The organism is Hydrogenophaga sp. YM1 (genome assembly GCF_016903055.1).
In the GTDB taxonomy this organism is placed as follows: Bacteria; Pseudomonadota; Gammaproteobacteria; order Burkholderiales; family Burkholderiaceae_C; genus Hydrogenophaga; species Hydrogenophaga borbori.
Genome location: NZ_CP070223.1, coordinates 4,612,381 through 4,627,698 on the forward strand (window position 1 = coordinate 4,612,381; position 15,318 = coordinate 4,627,698).

A 15,318-nucleotide genomic window follows, 5' to 3' on the forward strand; every position below is an offset into this window, starting at 1 on the left:
CCCTTCGCCCGGCCTCCCCACCCGATCCGCCACCCCGATGGGACGCTCGACGAGCCGCCCCGGAAGCCCTAGGTCCCGAGACACCATGCCGCGCGCCGCGCCCTCGAGCCCCCTGAGAACCGCCGTCGGTGCTGGCCTGCTGCTGCTGGGCCTGGCGGAAATGGCCACCGCCCACGCCTGGTCGCTGAACATCAATTCCGGCAGCCGCCGCCTGTTCCTGCACGTGGGCAATGGTTCGGTGAGCAACGCCAGCGGCAACTTCAACGGCGCCACGGGCACCAACGGCGCGATCAACCTGGTGCAGGTCACGGTGCCGGCGGCCCAGCTGGGCAACGGCACCGACCTGGCCATGACCAGCGACAGCACCCAGTCCACCAGCCTGTACGGCGATGGCAACAACACCTGCCCGACGCCGTCCAGCCAGGTGATGGTGGGCGCCGGTTACCGCCGCAACGGCGGCTCGGCCAGCGCCACGCTCGGCGTCACCTCGCCCGCCAGCCTCACCAGCGCCGCGGGCGACACGATCCCCTTCACCGAAATCAGCTGGACCGTCTCGGCCCCGGGCAGCGGTGTGCCGAACGTGATTCCCGCCGGCACCTTCAGCGGCGCCACGCAGACCCTCGCCACGGTGCCCGGCAACACCTACATCGAGAACTGCCATAGCTTCAGCTACGCCAACAACGCCGTGCGCGCGGCGGGCACCTACAACGGGCGGGTGACCTACACCCTGAGCGCGCCATGAGCCGCGCGCGCCCACGGGCCCGCCTGGCCAGCGCCCTGCTGGGCGCCACGCTGGCCCTGCCGGCGGCGGCCAACCCGCACCGCCTGGACGATTCCCAGAGCTACACCGTTCCGCCCAATGTGCAGATGCAGTGGCTGCCGCTCAAGCCCGGCCAGCCCTTCGGGCAGGGCATGGAGGCCTGGCTGCGCGTGAACGTGCGCATCGACACCCGCCAGTGGGCCGGCCGCAGCGGCCGCGTCTACATGGTGCTGCCCTCGGACCAGGCCTCCCGCGTCGAGGCCGTCTGGACCACCCAGGGCCGGCTGCAGGCCGGGCGGCTGCTGTCCGGCGAGAGGGCCCTGGTGTACGCCGGCCCCATCCCCGGCCCGACGCTGCAGGACCAACTGCAGGTGCACCTGCGCGCCAACCCGGACTGGACCGCCAACAGCCGCCGCCTGGACTTCCATTTCGAACTGGACGTGGACTGAACGCCCCATGCGCATCGCCTCCTTGACACGCCTGCTGCTCGCCGCCGGGGCCGGCGCACTCGCCCTCCAGACCGTCCCCGCCGGGGCGCAGGGCTTCGCCGCCTACATCACGCCGCCCCGCTTCGAGCTGCAGCTCAAGGCCGGCGAGGCCTCGCGCCAGGTGGTGGAGATCCAGCACGCGGGCCTGCAGAAGGGCAGCTACCGCCTCTACACGAACGACTGGAGCCTGCGCGCCGACCAGTCGGTGGATTTCAGCGACGCCCTGGCACCCGACAGCTGCCGCCCCTGGGTGGCGATCGAGCGGCGCGAGCTCACCATCGAACCCGGCGCGCGCTACCGCTACCGCTTCGAGATCGCGCCGCCGCCGGGCACGCCGGCGCGCGAGTGCCGCTTCGCGCTGATGATCGAAGGCCTGGACACCACGCGCGTGCAGGGCGACCTGAACTTCCCGGTGGGCGGGCGCATCGGCGTGATCGTCTACGCCAGCGTCGGCGACGCCGCGCCGCAGCTGGCCATCACCGGCACGCGCGTGGTCACGGTGCAAGGCCAGCCCACCGCCGTGGTCGACGTGCGCAACAGCGGCAACGCCCATGGCCGGCTGGAGGGCTTCGTCAACGGCACCGACGCCCGCGGCACGCGCGTGGAAATGGCGCCGGCCGACCTGCCCATCCTGCCGGGCGAGACCCGCTCGGTGGCGATCCTCCCGGTGCCGGAGAACGGCAAGCCCGCGCCCGAGCTGCACTTTCCGCTGACGGTCAAGGGCCAACTGGAGTGGGGCAAGAACCGCCTGCCGCTGGACGCCCGCTTCGCGCCGTGAAGGCCCCGATGCCGCGTCCGCGCCTCGGCCTGCTGATTCTCCTGGGCGCCCTGGCTGGGCGCCCAGACCGGCGAGGCCCCGCCCGCCGGCGGCGCCGCGCCCTACGTGGACCGCGTGATCGAGAACCTGCCGCCCGAACCGGCGGACACCGCCGCCGACTATCCCTACGACCGCGACGGCTGGCCGCGCTACCTGCGGCTGGAGGCGCGCGTGGGCTCGTTGCCCTTCGACCAGCAGCGCCGCACCCGCATCGGCTACGGCCTGTACGGCCTGCTGGAAACGCCCAACCACGGCAGCCTGTCCATCGATGGCACCTACACCCCGGCCGACAGCAGCGGCACGCTGACGCTGCGCCAGCGCGCCATGCCGCTGGACGGCGGCTGGCTGGCCAGCCACGAACTGGGCGTGATCAACCCGCCCATGCCGGGCATCCTGCGCCTGCCGGCGCGCGTGTTCGTGCCCAGCGCGCTGCTGCAGGGCGCCAGCGCCGAGTGGGAGAACCCGGGCCGCGGCCTGCAGTTGCAGGCCAGCACCGGCGAACCCGGCCGGCTCGACTTCCTGCCGGCCAACGGCTTTCGCCGCCTGCCCGGCCAGCGCACGGCCTTCGGCGGCCAGTGGCGCCTCGGCGCCGACGAGGCCAACCCGCTGGCCACCCAGGGCTGGACGCTCGCCCTGCGCCACGAGGACGGGCGGCGCGTGTCGGTGCTGGACACCCCCGCTCAGCCGAGCGACACCGTCAACGCCGACTCCACCCTGCTGGCCCTGCGGCGCGAAGACGCCGGCTACCGCCTGCAGGGCCAGCTGATGAGCACCCGCTCCAGCCAGTTCAGCGGCTCGCGCAGCGGCTTCTGGTTCGACGGCGAATGGGACGACGGCCCGCGCACCCACGGCCTGGGCGCCTACCGCCTGCAGCCGGACCTGAGCTGGGCGAACCTGCCCATGGCCAACGACCTGGTCGGCGCCTACGCGCGCACGGCCTGGCGCACGCGGCAGTGGTCGGCCGAGGGCTCCATCGACTGGCTCGACTCCCTCAGCGGGCGCAGCGGCAGCGGCACCTTCGCCACCGGCTCGGCCCGCTGGCGCCTCAACCGCGACCACAGCCTGGGCGCCGGCGCCACGCTGCGCCGCTTCGACGGCGACGCCTGGAGCACCTGGGGCGACTGGCGCTTCCAGAATGGCTGGGGCACCACCGGCCTGCGCCTGGAACTCACGCACGGCCAGGGCGAGCCCGACTCGCGCTGGCTGAGTTGGGACCAGGAGTGGGCCACGCAACAGGGCTGGGCGGTCTCCACCAGCCTCGGCCTGCGAAACTACGACGCCGTCCAGGCCCAGCCCGCCGAGAACGCCTGGAACGCCGCGCTGAGCCTGTCCGCGCCGCTGGGCAACCGCGCCGGCCTGCGCGGCAACCTCGCCACCGAGCGCGGCGACAACGGTCAGTCGCGCCACAGCCTGAACCTGAGCGCCAACTGGCGCATCGACCCGCGCTGGAGCCTGGAAGCCCACTACAACCGCTCCACCGGCCGCAGCCGCCTCGCGCCGTCGCTGGACCCGCTGGCGCCCTTCCTGCCGCTCACCGTGCCGGACTCGGACCGCTCGTTCTACGTGCTGCTGCGCTACGAGTTCGAGGCCGGCAGCCGCAGCGTGCCCCTGGGCGGGCGCGCGGCCGACGGCGGCGGGCGCATCGAAGGCACGGTGTATTTCGACACCAACCGCAACGGCACGCAGGAGGCCAGCGAGGCCGGCGTGCCCAACGCCACCGTCTACCTGGACAACCGCTACGCCGTGCGCACCGACAGCCAGGGCCGCTTCGAATTCCCCTTCGTGGCCAGCGGGCCGCGCACGCTCAGCGTGCGCAACGACAGCCTGCCGCTGCCCTGGGGCGTGGTCGACAAGGGCCAGGCCCTGCTGGAGGTGCGCCGGCGCGAGAGCGTGTCGGTGAGCCTCCCGGTGCAGCGCAATGAATAAGCGCTGACGAACGGGGCCTCGCCCCATTCAAGTTCGGGCCCAAAAGCACGATAAGGGGTGCATGTCCACCCCCCTTCGCCCGTTCCTGCCCGCCGCGGCCGCCTGCGCGCTGCTGCTGGCGCCGGCCACCGGCATGGGCGACAGCGCGTGGGCATCGCGGGGCAATGCCAGTGCCGCGCTGGACTTCCGCATCGTCATTCCGCCGGTGATGCGCGTGCTGGAGAACAGCCACCCGCACCAGCTCGACGCCTCCGCCGGCGGCGAGGCCAGTGCCCAGCAGCGCCTGGTGGTGCTATCCAACCTGAAGCACGGGTTCTGTGTCTCGCTGCGCCGCGCCGCGCCCCAACTCGGCACCTGGGAGCTGCAGGCCGACCCGAACAGCGGCGTCCAGCTCAGCCCCACGGTCGACGGCTACCGCCTCTGCGGCACCCGCCCGGGGCAATACACGGTGCTGCTGCAGCACCGCTTCGGCACCCGCGACAGCCAGGCCAGCGCCTTGCACTGGCCGGTGCAGACCGACATCTCGGCCATCTGATCCCCGCGCGCCGTGGCCGTTCGCCCACGAAACGCCGTGTCGGGATGTAAGCCTCACGCCCCGATCACGCATTCGAGCGTGGCCTCGCGGCGCGGCTGCGCCAATCTGTTCTGTACTTATCGGCGGGGGCGCGCGGACAGGTGCGGCGCGATGCCGTGGCGCTGCCACACCCGGCGCACGGTCGTGGCGCTGAGACCCAGGTAAGCCGCCAGGCTGCGCGTGCTCCAGTTCGTGCCCGCAGCCGGCTGCTCGTCCCGCGTCGCGCGCAACACGTACCACTCGACCGCGGCGGTCACGCTCGGCGCGCGCCCCGAACGCGGCGCGTCCTGCAGCAAGGCCTGGACGCCACCCTCGATGAAGCGCCGGCGCCACAAGGCCACCTGGCGCCGATCGAGCTTCACCTCCTCGGCGATGTCCTTGTTGCGCCAGCCCTGCGCCGCCAGCAGGATCAGCCGGGCGCGCTGCTGCACGCGGGCCTGCACGCGCCGCCCCTTGGACAGCGCGCGCAATTCGCGCTCGGTTTTCGCATCCGTCTCGATCGCTTCAGCCACCCGCATCTTGGCTACCTCCTGGGCGACTGAGCCCTTCTCGCGGGCATAAGTTCAATCAATTCTGGCGCGCTGTACACCGATGCGCGCGAACGAATTTCTGCGCGGGTATCGGTCGCATGCATCACGCGGCGCAACTCAAGCTTCGTTACATGCGGCCCAGGGGCGGGCTCCAAGAATGAATTGGCGAGCGCGGGCCCCGCCTGTCCGCGCCTTACCCCCCAACCACCCCGACACGCAGGGAGTCATGCATGCCGTGCTTCAGCCGCCAGCCTTTGCCATGCGCCCTCCAGGTGCATACCAAGCACCCACACAGGGCGCGCCCGTCCAACCCCAGCATCCGCGGTGGGCCCTGACATGGCCCGCGCGCACGCCCAAGGGCTGGAGAGGCGCCGATCCGCGCAAGGCGGACCGGGCGTCGTCGTCCCGCTCCACACCGAACACGACCTCGCCCACAGCCTCGCGCCCTGGGCCGACCTCGGCCGGCGCGAACAACAGGTCAGGGCCTGGCTGGTGCTCACCGACCTGTGCGTGCTCGGCCTGTGCTTCATCGCCGGGCGCCTGCCGGCGTGGCTTCGCGACGAGGTGAGCCTCTCGCAGGCCATGAACGTCTGGTGGGCCGCCAACGGCCACCTGCGCCTCACCCTGTTCGCCGCCATCGCCGTGGCCATGGTGAGCTGGATGTGGACCGTGCAGGGCCACTACACAGCGCACCGCCGCAAACCCTGGTGGGACGAAGCGCGCCAGCTGATCCAGGTGATCGTGCTCGCGGCCCTGCTCGACGCCATGGTCATCTACCTCGCCAAGTGGCCGCTCTCCCGCCTGTGGACCGGCGCCACCTGGGGCCTGGTGTTCATCTGTCTGCCGCTGGCCCGCCTGGCGGTGCGCGGCCTGTTGTTGCGCGCCGGCCTGCTCACGCAACCCTACGTGCTCATCGGCCACCCTGGCGACGTCGAGAAGGCCGCCGCCGCCTTGGCCAGCGAGCCCCTGCTGGGCTACCGGCCGGTGGCCGTCGTCTGCCCCGACCCCGGCGCGCGGCTGGTCAAGCTCGCCGGCGGGCACGTGGTCGCGCCCACGGCGCTCACGCCCGGCGTGCGCGACTTCCTCGCGCGGCCCGGGCCCCACCAGCTGGTGGGGGTGCTGGGCCTGCGCGACAACAACTGGCTGCGCGAACTCGCGCAGGAGCTCATGCTCACCCGCGACGACCTCGTCATGGTGCCCGCACTCGGCGGCCTGCCCATCTACGGCATGGAGGTCTCGCACTTCTTCAGCCACGACGTGCTGCTGCTGCGTGCCCGCAACAACCTCAACCGCCGCGGCCCGCAGGTGCTCAAGCGCGCGCTCGACATCGTGGGCGCGGCCACCCTGCTGGTGCTGCTGGCGCCGCTGCTGGCCTGGGTCGCCTGGCGCATCAAGCGCGACGACGCCGGCCCGGTCTTCTTCGTGCAGAAGCGCGTGGGCGTGGACGGCCAGCTGTTCGACTTCATCAAGTTCCGCAGCATGGTGATGGACGCCGACGCCGCGCTGGAGCGCTGGAAAACCGAGAACGAGAAGCTCTACGTGCAGTACCTGGCCAGCAACTTCAAGCTGGCCAACGACCCCAGGGTCACCCCGATCGGCCGCCTGATCCGACGCACCAGCATCGACGAACTGCCCCAGCTCATCAACGTGCTGCGCGGCGAGATGAGCCTGGTCGGTCCGCGGCCGCTGCTGGCCCGCGAGCTCGGCGAGTACGGCAAGAGCATCGCCGCCTACGGCAAGGCCCGCCCCGGCATCACCGGCCTGTGGCAGATCAGCGGCCGCAGCGCCAGCACCTTTCAACACCGCATCAACATGGACCTCTGGTACGTGCGCAACTGGTCGCTCTGGTACGACCTCGTGATCATGCTGCGCACCGTGCGCGTGGTTCTCAGACAGGAAGGCGCTTGCTGATGAACACACCCGACAGCATCTACGTCGCGGGCCACCGCGGCATGGTCGGCTCCGCCATCGTGCGCCGGCTGCTCGCCGCCGGCCACCCGGCCAGCCGCCTGCTCACCCGCACGCACGCCGAGCTCAACCTGACGGACCAGGCCGCCGTGCGCGCCTTCTTCGCGCGGACCCAGCCGAAGCAGGTGTACCTCGCCGCGGCCAAGGTCGGCGGCATCCACGCCAACAACGTCTTCCCCGCCGACTTCATCTACCAGAACCTCATGATCGCGGCCAACGTGATCGAGGCCGCGTTCTGCAACGGCGTGCAGAAGCTGCTGTTCCTCGGCTCCAGCTGCATCTACCCCCGGCTGGCGCCCCAGCCCATGAGCGAGCAGGCCCTGCTCACCGGGCCGCTGGAGCCCACCAACGAGCCCTACGCGGTGGCCAAGATCGCCGGCATCAAGCTGTGCGAAAGCTACAACCGCCAGTTCGGTGCCAGCCATGGCGTGGACTACCGCTGCGTCATGCCCACCAACCTGTATGGGCCGGGCGACAACTACCACCCGGACAACAGCCACGTCATCCCCGCGCTGATCCGCCGCTTCCATGAAGCGAAGGAGATCGACGCGCCCGAGGTCGCCATCTGGGGCAGCGGCGCGCCGCTGCGCGAGTTCCTCTACGTCGACGACATGGCCGCCGCCTGCGTGCACGTCATGAACCTGCCCAAGGCCCGCTACGCGCAGCACACGCAGCCCATGCTCAGCCACATCAACGTGGGCTCGGGGTCGGACCTGAGCATCGCCGAACTCGCGCACGGCATCGCCCGCGTCGTGGGCTTCAAGGGCCGCATCGGCTTCGACGCCAGAAAACCCGACGGCGCGCCGCGCAAGCTCATGAACAGCGACCGCCTGCACAGCCTGGGCTGGCGGGCCCAGGTCGACCTGCCCCAGGGACTGGCACTGACCTACCAGGACTTCCTCCAGACCACCGCCCTCCGCCAATTGCCGATCGCCGCGCTATGACCACCAACCCGCCCCTCCCCCACGCCAAGCCCCGCGTCGCCCTCATCACCGGCGTCACCGGCCAGGACGGCTCCTACCTCGCCGAGCTGCTGCTCGACAAGGGCTACGTCGTGCACGGCATCAAGCGCCGCAGCAGCCAGTTCAACACCCAGCGGGTGGACCACATCTACCAGGACCCGCACATCGACGACGCCCGCTTCCACCTGCACTACGGCGACCTGAGCGACACCAGCAACCTGATCCGCATCGTGCAGGAAACGCAGCCCGACGAGGTCTACAACCTCGGCGCGCAGAGCCACGTGGCGGTGAGCTTCGAGAGCCCCGAGTACACCGCCGACGTGGACGGCATGGGCACGCTGCGCCTGCTCGAGGCCATCCGCATCCTCGGGCTGGAGAAGAAAACGCGCTTCTACCAGGCCAGCACCTCCGAGCTGTACGGCCTGGTGCAGGAGATCCCGCAGAAGGAAACCACGCCCTTCTACCCGCGCAGCCCCTACGCCGTGGCCAAGCTCTACGCGTACTGGATCGTGGTGAACTACCGCGAGGCCTACGGCATGTACGCCTGCAACGGCATCCTGTTCAACCACGAGTCCCCGCGCCGCGGCGAGACCTTCGTCACCCGCAAGATCACGCGCGGCCTGGCCAACATCGCGCAGGGACTGGAGCGCTGCCTGTACATGGGCAACCTCGATTCGCTGCGCGACTGGGGCCACGCCAAGGACTACGTGCGCATGCAGTGGATGATGCTGCAGCAGGAACGGCCCGAGGACTTCGTCATCGCCACCGGCGTGCAGTACAGCGTGCGCCAGTTCATCGACATGGCCGCGCGCGAACTGGGCATCAGCCTGCGCTTCGAGGGCGAGGGCGCGAACGAGCGGGCCATCGTGCAGGCCGTCGAGGGCGACCAGGCGCCGGCGCTGCGGCCGGGCCAGGTGATCGTGCAGGTGGACCCGCGCTACTTCCGCCCCACCGAGGTGGAGACGCTGCTGGGCGACCCCGCCAAGGCCAAGGCCTCGCTGGGCTGGGTGCCGCGGATCGCCCTGCGCGAGATGGTGACGGAGATGGTGGCCGCCGACCTGGCGCAGGCCCGCCGCCACGCCCTGCTCAAGACCCACGGCTACGCCGTGGCGGTGTCCGGCGAGCACTGACCCAGCGGACGCACGGCCATGTTGCTCCCCCAGCCCTTGCGCCCATCGGCCCTGGCCCGCTCGCCCCTGGCGCGGCGCATGGCCTCGGGCGCGGGCGCCTACGGCTACGCGCAGGCGGTGAGCATCGGCACGCAGCTGGTCTCGCTGCCGCTGTTCCTGCACTACTGGGACATGGCCACCTACGGCTACTGGCTGGCCCTGACGGCCTTGCCCTTCTACCTGTCGATGGCCGACGCCGGCATCTCCCACGCCGCGTGCAACCGCATGATCGGCCTGATCACGCAAGGCCAGAAGGCGCGCGCCGTCGAGGTGTTCCACAGCGCCGTGGCCTTCGTGGCGGCGGTCTCGTTGCTGGCCCTGCTGGCCGTGGGCGGCACCTTGCTGCTGCTGCCCGCCGGCACACTGCAGGCGCCCGGCTGGAAGGCGGTGCTCATGCTGCTGTCGCTGAGCGTCGTGCTCAGCCTGTTCTGCAGCCTGGCCGAGGTCATCTACAAGGCCACCGGCGGCTACGCGGCCGGCACCTACCTCGTGACTACCGGCCGCCTGGTCGACTGGACCGGCGGCCTGGTCGGCCTGGCGCTCACGCAGCGCTTCATCGGCGTCGCCGCGGCCATGCTGCTGGCGCGCCTGGGCTACACACTGCTCAGCCTCTGGCTGAGCCAGCGGCGCACCGACTTCCTGCGCTGGGGCCTGCGCCACGCCAACGCGGCCGACATCCGCCAGACCGCGGCACCCGGCATGCTGTTCCTCTCGCTCTCGCTCACCAACGCGCTGAGCCTGCAGGGCTTCACGCTGCTGGTGGCCGCCACCCTGGGCCCCGCCGCCACCGCCGTGTTCAACACCTACCGCACCATCGCCCGGGTCGTGGTGCAGGTCACCAACGCCCTGAGCAACCCGCTCTGGCCCGAGCTCACGGCCCTCAAGGGCCAGCGGGACGACGCCGCCTTCTGGCGGCTCTACCGCCGGGCCAAGCGCCTGGGCCTGTTGATCGCGGTGGCCGGCGCCGCGCTGGTGTACGCGGCCTCGCCCCACCTGCTGGAGGTCTGGACCCACGGCCAGATCCCCTTCACCGCCAGCGGCATGGCGCTGTTCCTGCTCTACGCCGCCGTGTGTTCGGCCACCCAGGTCCCGCGCGTCGTGCTCATGTCCATCAACCGCCACGCCGGCCTGGCCGCGCAGAGCCTGGCCGCCGCCGTGGTCTCGCTCGTGGTGGCCTGGCTGGTCTGGCGCGGCGCCGGCATGGCGGGCGTGGTGGGCGCCATGGTGCTGGGCGAGGCCCTGGTCTGGCTCACCGCCACGCGCGCGGTGCAGCGCCTGCACGCCACGAAAGGCGCCGCATGATCGTCGACCTCGTCCACGCCCCGCCCCCCGACACGCCGCACGACGTGATCGTCGTCGGCGGCGGCACGGTGGCCCTGCTGCTGGCGGTGCTGCTGGAGCGCCAGGGCCAGCGCGTGCTGGTGCTGGAGACCGGCGGCGGCGGCTTCGAAACGCCGGCGCAGCAGCTCAACGAGGCCAGCGTCATCGGCCGCGCCCACAACGGCATCGCCGTGGCGCGCGGGCGCGCGCTGGGCGGCACCTCCAACCTCTGGGGCGGCCAGCTCACCGGCTTCGTGCCGTCCGACTTCGAGGCCCGCGCGGGCGTGTCCGACGCGCCCTGGCCGATCGCCTACCAGGACCTGCTGCCCTGGTACGACGCCGTGGCCCGGGAGCTGCGCCTGGCCGACGCACTCGACGAGGACACGCCTCAGGCGCACAAACTGTTCGGCAACGGCTACCCCGAGATCCCGGGCTTCACCTTGTTCCTCACCCGCTGGCTCAAGGAGCCCGCCATGGCCCGGTACTTCGGCGAGCGCCTGCGCCACGCGCCCCGGCTCACCGTCCTGCTGCACGCCCACGCCACCGGCCTGGAGCTGTCGGCCGACGGCCAGTGCGTCGCTGCCGTGCGCGTGGCGCGGCCCGACGGCCGCTCGGCCACCCTGCGCAGCCCGCGCGTCGTGCTGGCCAACGGCACCATCGAAATCGCCCGCCTGCTGCTGGCCTGCGCGGCCGAGCAGCCCCAGGCCCCGTGGGCGGCCAACCCCTGGCTCGGCGCCGGCTTCCAGGACCACCTGGAAATGCGCGGCGGCCAGGTGCACCCGATCGACAGGCCGCGCTTCCTGCGCACCTTCCAGAACATCGTGCTGGGCGGCCACAAGTACCAGCCCAAGCTGCGGCTGAACACCGGTGCGGACCCCGCGCTCCAGGTCTCGGGCTACTTCGCGTTCGAGTCCAGCATCGCCGAGCACCTGCAGCACCTGAAGGTGCTGGCCCGCTCGCTGACCCGCGGCGCCCTGCCGCGCCAGGGCCTGGGCGAGGTGCTGCGCCACGTGCGGGGCATGGGCAGCGCCTGGCTGCCGATGGCCGTGCAGTACCTGCGGCACCACCGCATCTACAACCCGGCCGACCGGGGCGTCTGGCTCGTCATGCACGCCGAACAACTGCCCCGCGACGACAGCCGCATCGCCCTCGACCACCAGCGCAAGGACCGCTTCGGCATGCCCCTGGCCGCGCTGGACTGGCGCATCGGCGGGCGGCCCGAGGTGCAGGCCATGGCCGCTTTCGTGCGCCGCGCCGGGCGCAGCCTGCAGGCCGCCGGGCTGGCCCGCGTGGAGATCGATCCGCTGCTCGCCGACGAGGACCCGCGCGCGCTGGACCGGGCCACCGACACCTACCACCAGTGCGGCGGCGCCCGCATGGGCCACCACCCGCGCGACGGCGTGGTCGACCGCGAACTGCGCGTGTTCGGCACCCACAACCTGTACGTGGCGGGCGCCGCGGTGTTCCGCACCTCCAGCTACGCCAACCCCACGTTCACCGCCATGGCGCTCACGGCCCGCCTGGCCGACCAGCTGGGCCGCGAGGCGGCCACGGCATGAGCATGGACAGCCACGCCGCCCTCATCGCCCAGCGCCTGGGCTTTGGCTGCGGCCGCCTCAAGGGCGGCCATGAAAAGGCCAACGCCCTGCGGCTGGTGCACGCCGCGCTGGACATGGGGCTGCGCCACTTCGACACCGCGCCACCCTATGGGCTGGGCATGTCGGAAGCGGTGCTGGGCGAGGCCCTCAAGGGCCGGCAGGAGCCCGTCACCGTGTTCACCAAGGCCGGGCTGGCGCGCCCCGCCTCGCCCGGCCTGCTGCACACGGCGCGCGCCATCGTCCGGCCCCTGGCCCAGCGCGTGCCGGGGCTGCGCAGCGCGGTGCTCAAAGGCATGGCCCAGCGCGCCGCGCCCGCGCAGTTCCACCCCGACTTCATCGCCCGCTCCTTCGACACCAGCCTGCGCCTGCTGCAAACCGAGCGGGTGGAGGGCCTGCTGCTGCACGAGGCGCAGGCGCACGACGCGCTGGCGCCCTTGGAGCCGCTGCTCGAGCGCCGCGTGGCCCAGGGCCAGCTGGGCGCCTATGGCAGTTCCACCGGCGAATCCGCCGCCCGGCTGGTGCGCTTTGGGGCGGTGCGGCAGTACCGCTGCCCCCTGCCCGGCACCGAAGGGCCGCCGGCGGGGCCCACGGACATCCAGCACGGCGCGTTCCGGTGCATCGCCCCGGCCATCGCGCAGCGGATGGAACAGGACCCGCGGCTCAAGGACCAGCTGGCCAGCCTCCTGCCCCCCGGCACGGACCCGATGACCGCGACCGGGGCGCTGGCGCTGGCCTATGCGCTGGCGCGCGGCCAGCACCGCCTGCTGTTCTCGACCGACCAGCCACGCCGCCTGGTCGGCACGCTGTCGCTCCTGTGGCACATCACGGGCTCGGCCCACTTGCGGCCCGCGATGCAGGCGCTGCACGCGGCCTTCGTCCCGAGAGGTACCCCATGCGCGGGCTGAGCACGCAGCTGTCGCGCTGGCTGCTGGGCGGCGCCATCTACCTCACGGGCTGGTACTACGAAGGGCCGGCGCTTCAGGCCGCCCAGATGGGCGCCATCAGCCTGCTGCTGATGGCCGGCTTCTTTTCCCTGCTGTCGGGCGACACGCTGCGCATCCGGCCCAGCCTCGTCGAATGGCTGTTCAGCGCCGCCTTCCTGTTCGCCATGCTGGTGGCCTGGGCCAGGGGCAACGCGCTGTCGACGATGTACGGCGCCATGCTGCTGCTGGTGCTGGCGGCCATCGCCCTGATGGTCCGGCACGGCCGGGCGGACGGCTTGGTCGCCGTGTTCCGGTGGGCCTATGTCGCGCTGCTCGGCACGCTGCTGCTGGTGGAGCCCCAGGCCCTGTTCGCCTCGCTCGCCGGCCACGTGGAGTACGGCCAGGGGCTGGTGCGCTACCAACCGCTGGGCATGCACCCCAACCTGAGCGGGCTGGTCTACGGCGGGGGGGCGCTGCTGTTCTTCCAGCACAGCCTGGCCGTGCGGCAACGGCCCCGACAGCTGTTCGCGCTGGCCATGGCGGGGCTGTGCCTGTGCGTGCTGCTGGCCGCGTCCGCGCGCGCCGGGATGCTGGCGCTGGCCATCACCGGCGCGACGGGCGTCACCCTGATCGCCTGGCGCGGCTCGCGCCGAGCGCGCATGGGCCTGGCGCTGGCGGTGCTCGCCGGCCTGGCGCTCGTGCTTCTGAAGTGGGCCGACATCAAGGACTACCTCTCCCTCATCCTCGATGTCGACTCGCCCACGCGGGGCGTGGAGTCCGGCGCCACCGGGCGCACCGATCTCTGGCGTGCCGGCGTCGAACTGGTGTTCTCCGACGGCGCGCTGCTGTTCACGGGGCGGGGCATCCGCTCGGCCCTGCCCGAGATCATCGGCTTCCCGGTCGAGAGCTCGTACATCAACCTGGCGCTGGAGCACGGGCTGTTCTTCGGCTCGCTCATCGTGCTGGCCTTCGCGGTCACCGGCTGCCGTGCGCTCAAGCACGGGCTGCAGGCCCAGCCGCCGCACTACCCGCTGTTCATGGCCGGGCTGATGGTGGTCTTCATCCTGGCCCAGTCGGTCTTCAACCGGTACCTGATCGGCGTGGGCAACCCCTATTCGCTCTGGATCCTCGTGCTGATCCTGCAACTGAACCTGCGGGCCATGCCCTCGGACCTGCGGGCCCGGCGCGCGCGAGCGGCGGCGCGCGCATGGCCCATGGACCGCGAAGCCTTCACCCCCCCTGGGAGCCTGACATGACACACAGAGACACGGACACCACGCTGATGCTGTGCCTGGCGACGGTGCTGATCACCCTGTCGCACCTGGACGCCTTCGTGCCGGACCCGCGCATCGCCACGGGCGGCGCCATCGGCAACTCGCTCTTCTTCTTCCTCTCGGGCTTTGGCCTGGCCAAGAGCCTGAACGCCGAGGCGGCGGGGGGCGCGCCGCCTTCGCTGTCGACCTACCTGCGCAAACGGGTGGTTCGCCTCTACCCCGCCGTCCTCATCGTGGCCTGCGCCATGCTCGCGGCCGGCATGGTCCACGTCGGCGGCATCGCCGAACTGGCGGCGGTCTTCGTCTGGCCCACGCCGTTCTGGTTCATCTCCGCGGTCATGGTGTTCTACGTGCCGGTGTTCTACCTGGCGCGCCTGCGCCCCGCCGGCATCGCCACGGCCATGGCGCTGTTGCTGGTGCCCTACGCCTTGTTCTACAGCCAGCTGGACCTGTCCACCTTCGTCGTGGAAGGGCGGGGCAACGATTTCACCTGGGCCAACCACTTCAAGTGGATCAACTACTTCGGCCTCACGCTGATGGGCTGCCTGGTCGCGCGCCTGGGCCTGACGCCCCGGCTCGGCCCCGCCGCCATCGCCTGGCTGCTGAGCGGCCTGCTGCTGTTCCTCGTCGCCAAGCTCACGCTGTTGCGCCTCGGCCTGGGCCATCTGCAGTTCGTGTTCCAGGCCCTGCTGTACCCGATCGTCTATGGCTGCTTCCACGTCTTCGCCTCGGAGGCGCTGCTCAAGCCCCTGCGGTCCACGCCGCTGTTTCCCGTGGTCGCGCTGCTGGGCGGCCTGACCCTGGAGATCTACCTGACGCAGACCGCCTGGATCCGTTGGCTGGAAGCCCAGAGCTACCCCTACGGCCCGCTCGCGCTGCTGCTCCTGGCCCTGGTGCCGCTGCTGGTGTTCTCGGTGCTGACGCGCTGGGTGTCGCAGCGCATGGGCTCGGGCGTCTCGCGCCTGTTCCAGCCCGCCACCGCTTGACCCCATTTGACAGGCCGATCCGA

The 15,318-nt window shown here is 71.7% G+C and carries 14 protein-coding genes; 13 read left to right on the forward strand and 1 reads right to left on the reverse strand.

The features are described from left to right. Positions 1 to 85: 85 nt before the first annotated feature. The 5 genes from JNX00_RS21770 (at position 86) to JNX00_RS21790 (ending at position 4,526) form a co-directional block, all read left to right on the forward strand. Positions 86 to 742 (forward strand): hypothetical protein, encoded by a 657-nt coding sequence (locus tag JNX00_RS21770; RefSeq protein ID WP_204743676.1) that lies wholly within the window; start codon positions 86 to 88, stop codon positions 740 to 742. Further along, positions 739 to 1,209: a hypothetical protein gene (locus JNX00_RS21775; RefSeq protein ID WP_070399780.1), complete on the forward strand. Its 471-nt coding sequence runs from the start codon at positions 739 to 741 to the stop codon at positions 1,207 to 1,209. Before JNX00_RS21770 ends, JNX00_RS21775 begins: the two co-directional genes overlap by 4 nt. A gap of 7 nt (positions 1,210 to 1,216) precedes the next feature. Then, a complete protein-coding gene (locus JNX00_RS21780) occupies positions 1,217 to 2,026 on the forward strand; it encodes a hypothetical protein (RefSeq protein WP_204743677.1) in 810 nt (269 codons plus the stop codon). A gap of 105 nt (positions 2,027 to 2,131) precedes the next feature. Next, entirely contained in the window at positions 2,132 to 3,991 is a 1,860-nt protein-coding gene (locus JNX00_RS21785) for a carboxypeptidase-like regulatory domain-containing protein (RefSeq protein WP_204743678.1), read from the forward strand. A gap of 61 nt (positions 3,992 to 4,052) precedes the next feature. Then, a complete protein-coding gene (locus JNX00_RS21790; protein ID WP_204743679.1) occupies positions 4,053 to 4,526 on the forward strand; it encodes a hypothetical protein in 474 nt (157 codons plus the stop codon). Positions 4,527 to 4,642: 116 nt separating this feature from the next. On the opposite strand, the gene JNX00_RS21795 is transcribed toward JNX00_RS21790, so the two are convergent. Continuing rightward, positions 4,643 to 5,083, reverse strand: coding sequence for a helix-turn-helix domain-containing protein (locus JNX00_RS21795; protein ID WP_070399776.1), 441 nt, complete (start codon positions 5,081 to 5,083; stop codon positions 4,643 to 4,645). Positions 5,084 to 5,431: 348 nt separating this feature from the next. Between JNX00_RS21795 and wbaP the strand changes: the two genes are divergently transcribed. From wbaP to JNX00_RS21835, 8 genes are read left to right on the forward strand one after another with little or no spacing between them, the layout of a single operon-like run. Continuing rightward, on the forward strand, positions 5,432 to 7,006 hold the full coding sequence (wbaP, locus tag JNX00_RS21800) for an undecaprenyl-phosphate galactose phosphotransferase WbaP (RefSeq protein ID WP_070399775.1): 1,575 nt from the start codon (positions 5,432 to 5,434) through the stop codon (positions 7,004 to 7,006). Beyond that, complete coding sequence (locus JNX00_RS21805; protein WP_204743680.1) at positions 7,006 to 8,007, forward strand: GDP-L-fucose synthase; 1,002 nt, start codon at positions 7,006 to 7,008, stop codon at positions 8,005 to 8,007. The genes wbaP and JNX00_RS21805 overlap by 1 nt, the downstream gene beginning before the upstream one ends. Then, a complete protein-coding gene (gene gmd / locus JNX00_RS21810) occupies positions 8,004 to 9,155 on the forward strand; it encodes a GDP-mannose 4,6-dehydratase (protein WP_204743681.1) in 1,152 nt (383 codons plus the stop codon). The genes JNX00_RS21805 and gmd overlap by 4 nt, the downstream gene beginning before the upstream one ends. A gap of 18 nt (positions 9,156 to 9,173) precedes the next feature. Beyond that, on the forward strand, positions 9,174 to 10,496 hold the full coding sequence (locus tag JNX00_RS21815; protein WP_070399772.1) for a hypothetical protein: 1,323 nt from the start codon (positions 9,174 to 9,176) through the stop codon (positions 10,494 to 10,496). Beyond that, positions 10,493 to 12,073: a GMC family oxidoreductase gene (locus tag JNX00_RS21820; RefSeq protein WP_204743682.1), complete on the forward strand. Its 1,581-nt coding sequence runs from the start codon at positions 10,493 to 10,495 to the stop codon at positions 12,071 to 12,073. The genes JNX00_RS21815 and JNX00_RS21820 overlap by 4 nt, the downstream gene beginning before the upstream one ends. Beyond that, positions 12,070 to 13,017, forward strand: a complete 948-nt coding sequence (locus JNX00_RS21825) for an aldo/keto reductase (RefSeq protein ID WP_204743683.1) — start codon at positions 12,070 to 12,072, stop codon at positions 13,015 to 13,017. The genes JNX00_RS21820 and JNX00_RS21825 overlap by 4 nt, the downstream gene beginning before the upstream one ends. After that, the gene (locus tag JNX00_RS21830; RefSeq protein ID WP_070399769.1) at positions 13,005 to 14,291 is read left to right on the forward strand and encodes a hypothetical protein; all 1,287 of its coding nucleotides are present in this window, start codon (positions 13,005 to 13,007) and stop codon (positions 14,289 to 14,291) included. Before JNX00_RS21825 ends, JNX00_RS21830 begins: the two co-directional genes overlap by 13 nt. Next, positions 14,288 to 15,295, forward strand: coding sequence for an acyltransferase family protein (locus JNX00_RS21835; RefSeq protein ID WP_204743684.1), 1,008 nt, complete (start codon positions 14,288 to 14,290; stop codon positions 15,293 to 15,295). Before JNX00_RS21830 ends, JNX00_RS21835 begins: the two co-directional genes overlap by 4 nt. The last annotated feature ends 23 nt before the right edge of the window (positions 15,296 to 15,318 follow it).

What these genes read in the sequence shown, in the direction of transcription:
- JNX00_RS21770 (WP_204743676.1), top strand. Translation starts at nt 86, where the DNA reads ATGCCGCGCGCCGCGCCCTCGAGCCCCCTGAGAACCGCCGTCGGTGCT.
- JNX00_RS21775 (WP_070399780.1), top strand. Translation starts at nt 739, where the DNA reads ATGAGCCGCGCGCGCCCACGGGCCCGCCTGGCCAGCGCCCTGCTGGGC.
- JNX00_RS21780 (WP_204743677.1), top strand. Translation starts at nt 1,217, where the DNA reads ATGCGCATCGCCTCCTTGACACGCCTGCTGCTCGCCGCCGGGGCCGGC.
- JNX00_RS21790 (WP_204743679.1), top strand. Translation starts at nt 4,053, where the DNA reads ATGTCCACCCCCCTTCGCCCGTTCCTGCCCGCCGCGGCCGCCTGCGCG.
- JNX00_RS21795 (WP_070399776.1), bottom strand. Translation starts at nt 5,083, where the DNA reads ATGCGGGTGGCTGAAGCGATCGAGACGGATGCGAAAACCGAGCGCGAA.
- wbaP (WP_070399775.1), top strand. Translation starts at nt 5,432, where the DNA reads ATGGCCCGCGCGCACGCCCAAGGGCTGGAGAGGCGCCGATCCGCGCAA.
- JNX00_RS21805 (WP_204743680.1), top strand. Translation starts at nt 7,006, where the DNA reads ATGAACACACCCGACAGCATCTACGTCGCGGGCCACCGCGGCATGGTC.
- gmd (WP_204743681.1), top strand. Translation starts at nt 8,004, where the DNA reads ATGACCACCAACCCGCCCCTCCCCCACGCCAAGCCCCGCGTCGCCCTC.
- JNX00_RS21815 (WP_070399772.1), top strand. Translation starts at nt 9,174, where the DNA reads ATGTTGCTCCCCCAGCCCTTGCGCCCATCGGCCCTGGCCCGCTCGCCC.
- JNX00_RS21820 (WP_204743682.1), top strand. Translation starts at nt 10,493, where the DNA reads ATGATCGTCGACCTCGTCCACGCCCCGCCCCCCGACACGCCGCACGAC.
- JNX00_RS21825 (WP_204743683.1), top strand. Translation starts at nt 12,070, where the DNA reads ATGAGCATGGACAGCCACGCCGCCCTCATCGCCCAGCGCCTGGGCTTT.
- JNX00_RS21830 (WP_070399769.1), top strand. Translation starts at nt 13,005, where the DNA reads ATGCGCGGGCTGAGCACGCAGCTGTCGCGCTGGCTGCTGGGCGGCGCC.
- JNX00_RS21835 (WP_204743684.1), top strand. Translation starts at nt 14,288, where the DNA reads ATGACACACAGAGACACGGACACCACGCTGATGCTGTGCCTGGCGACG.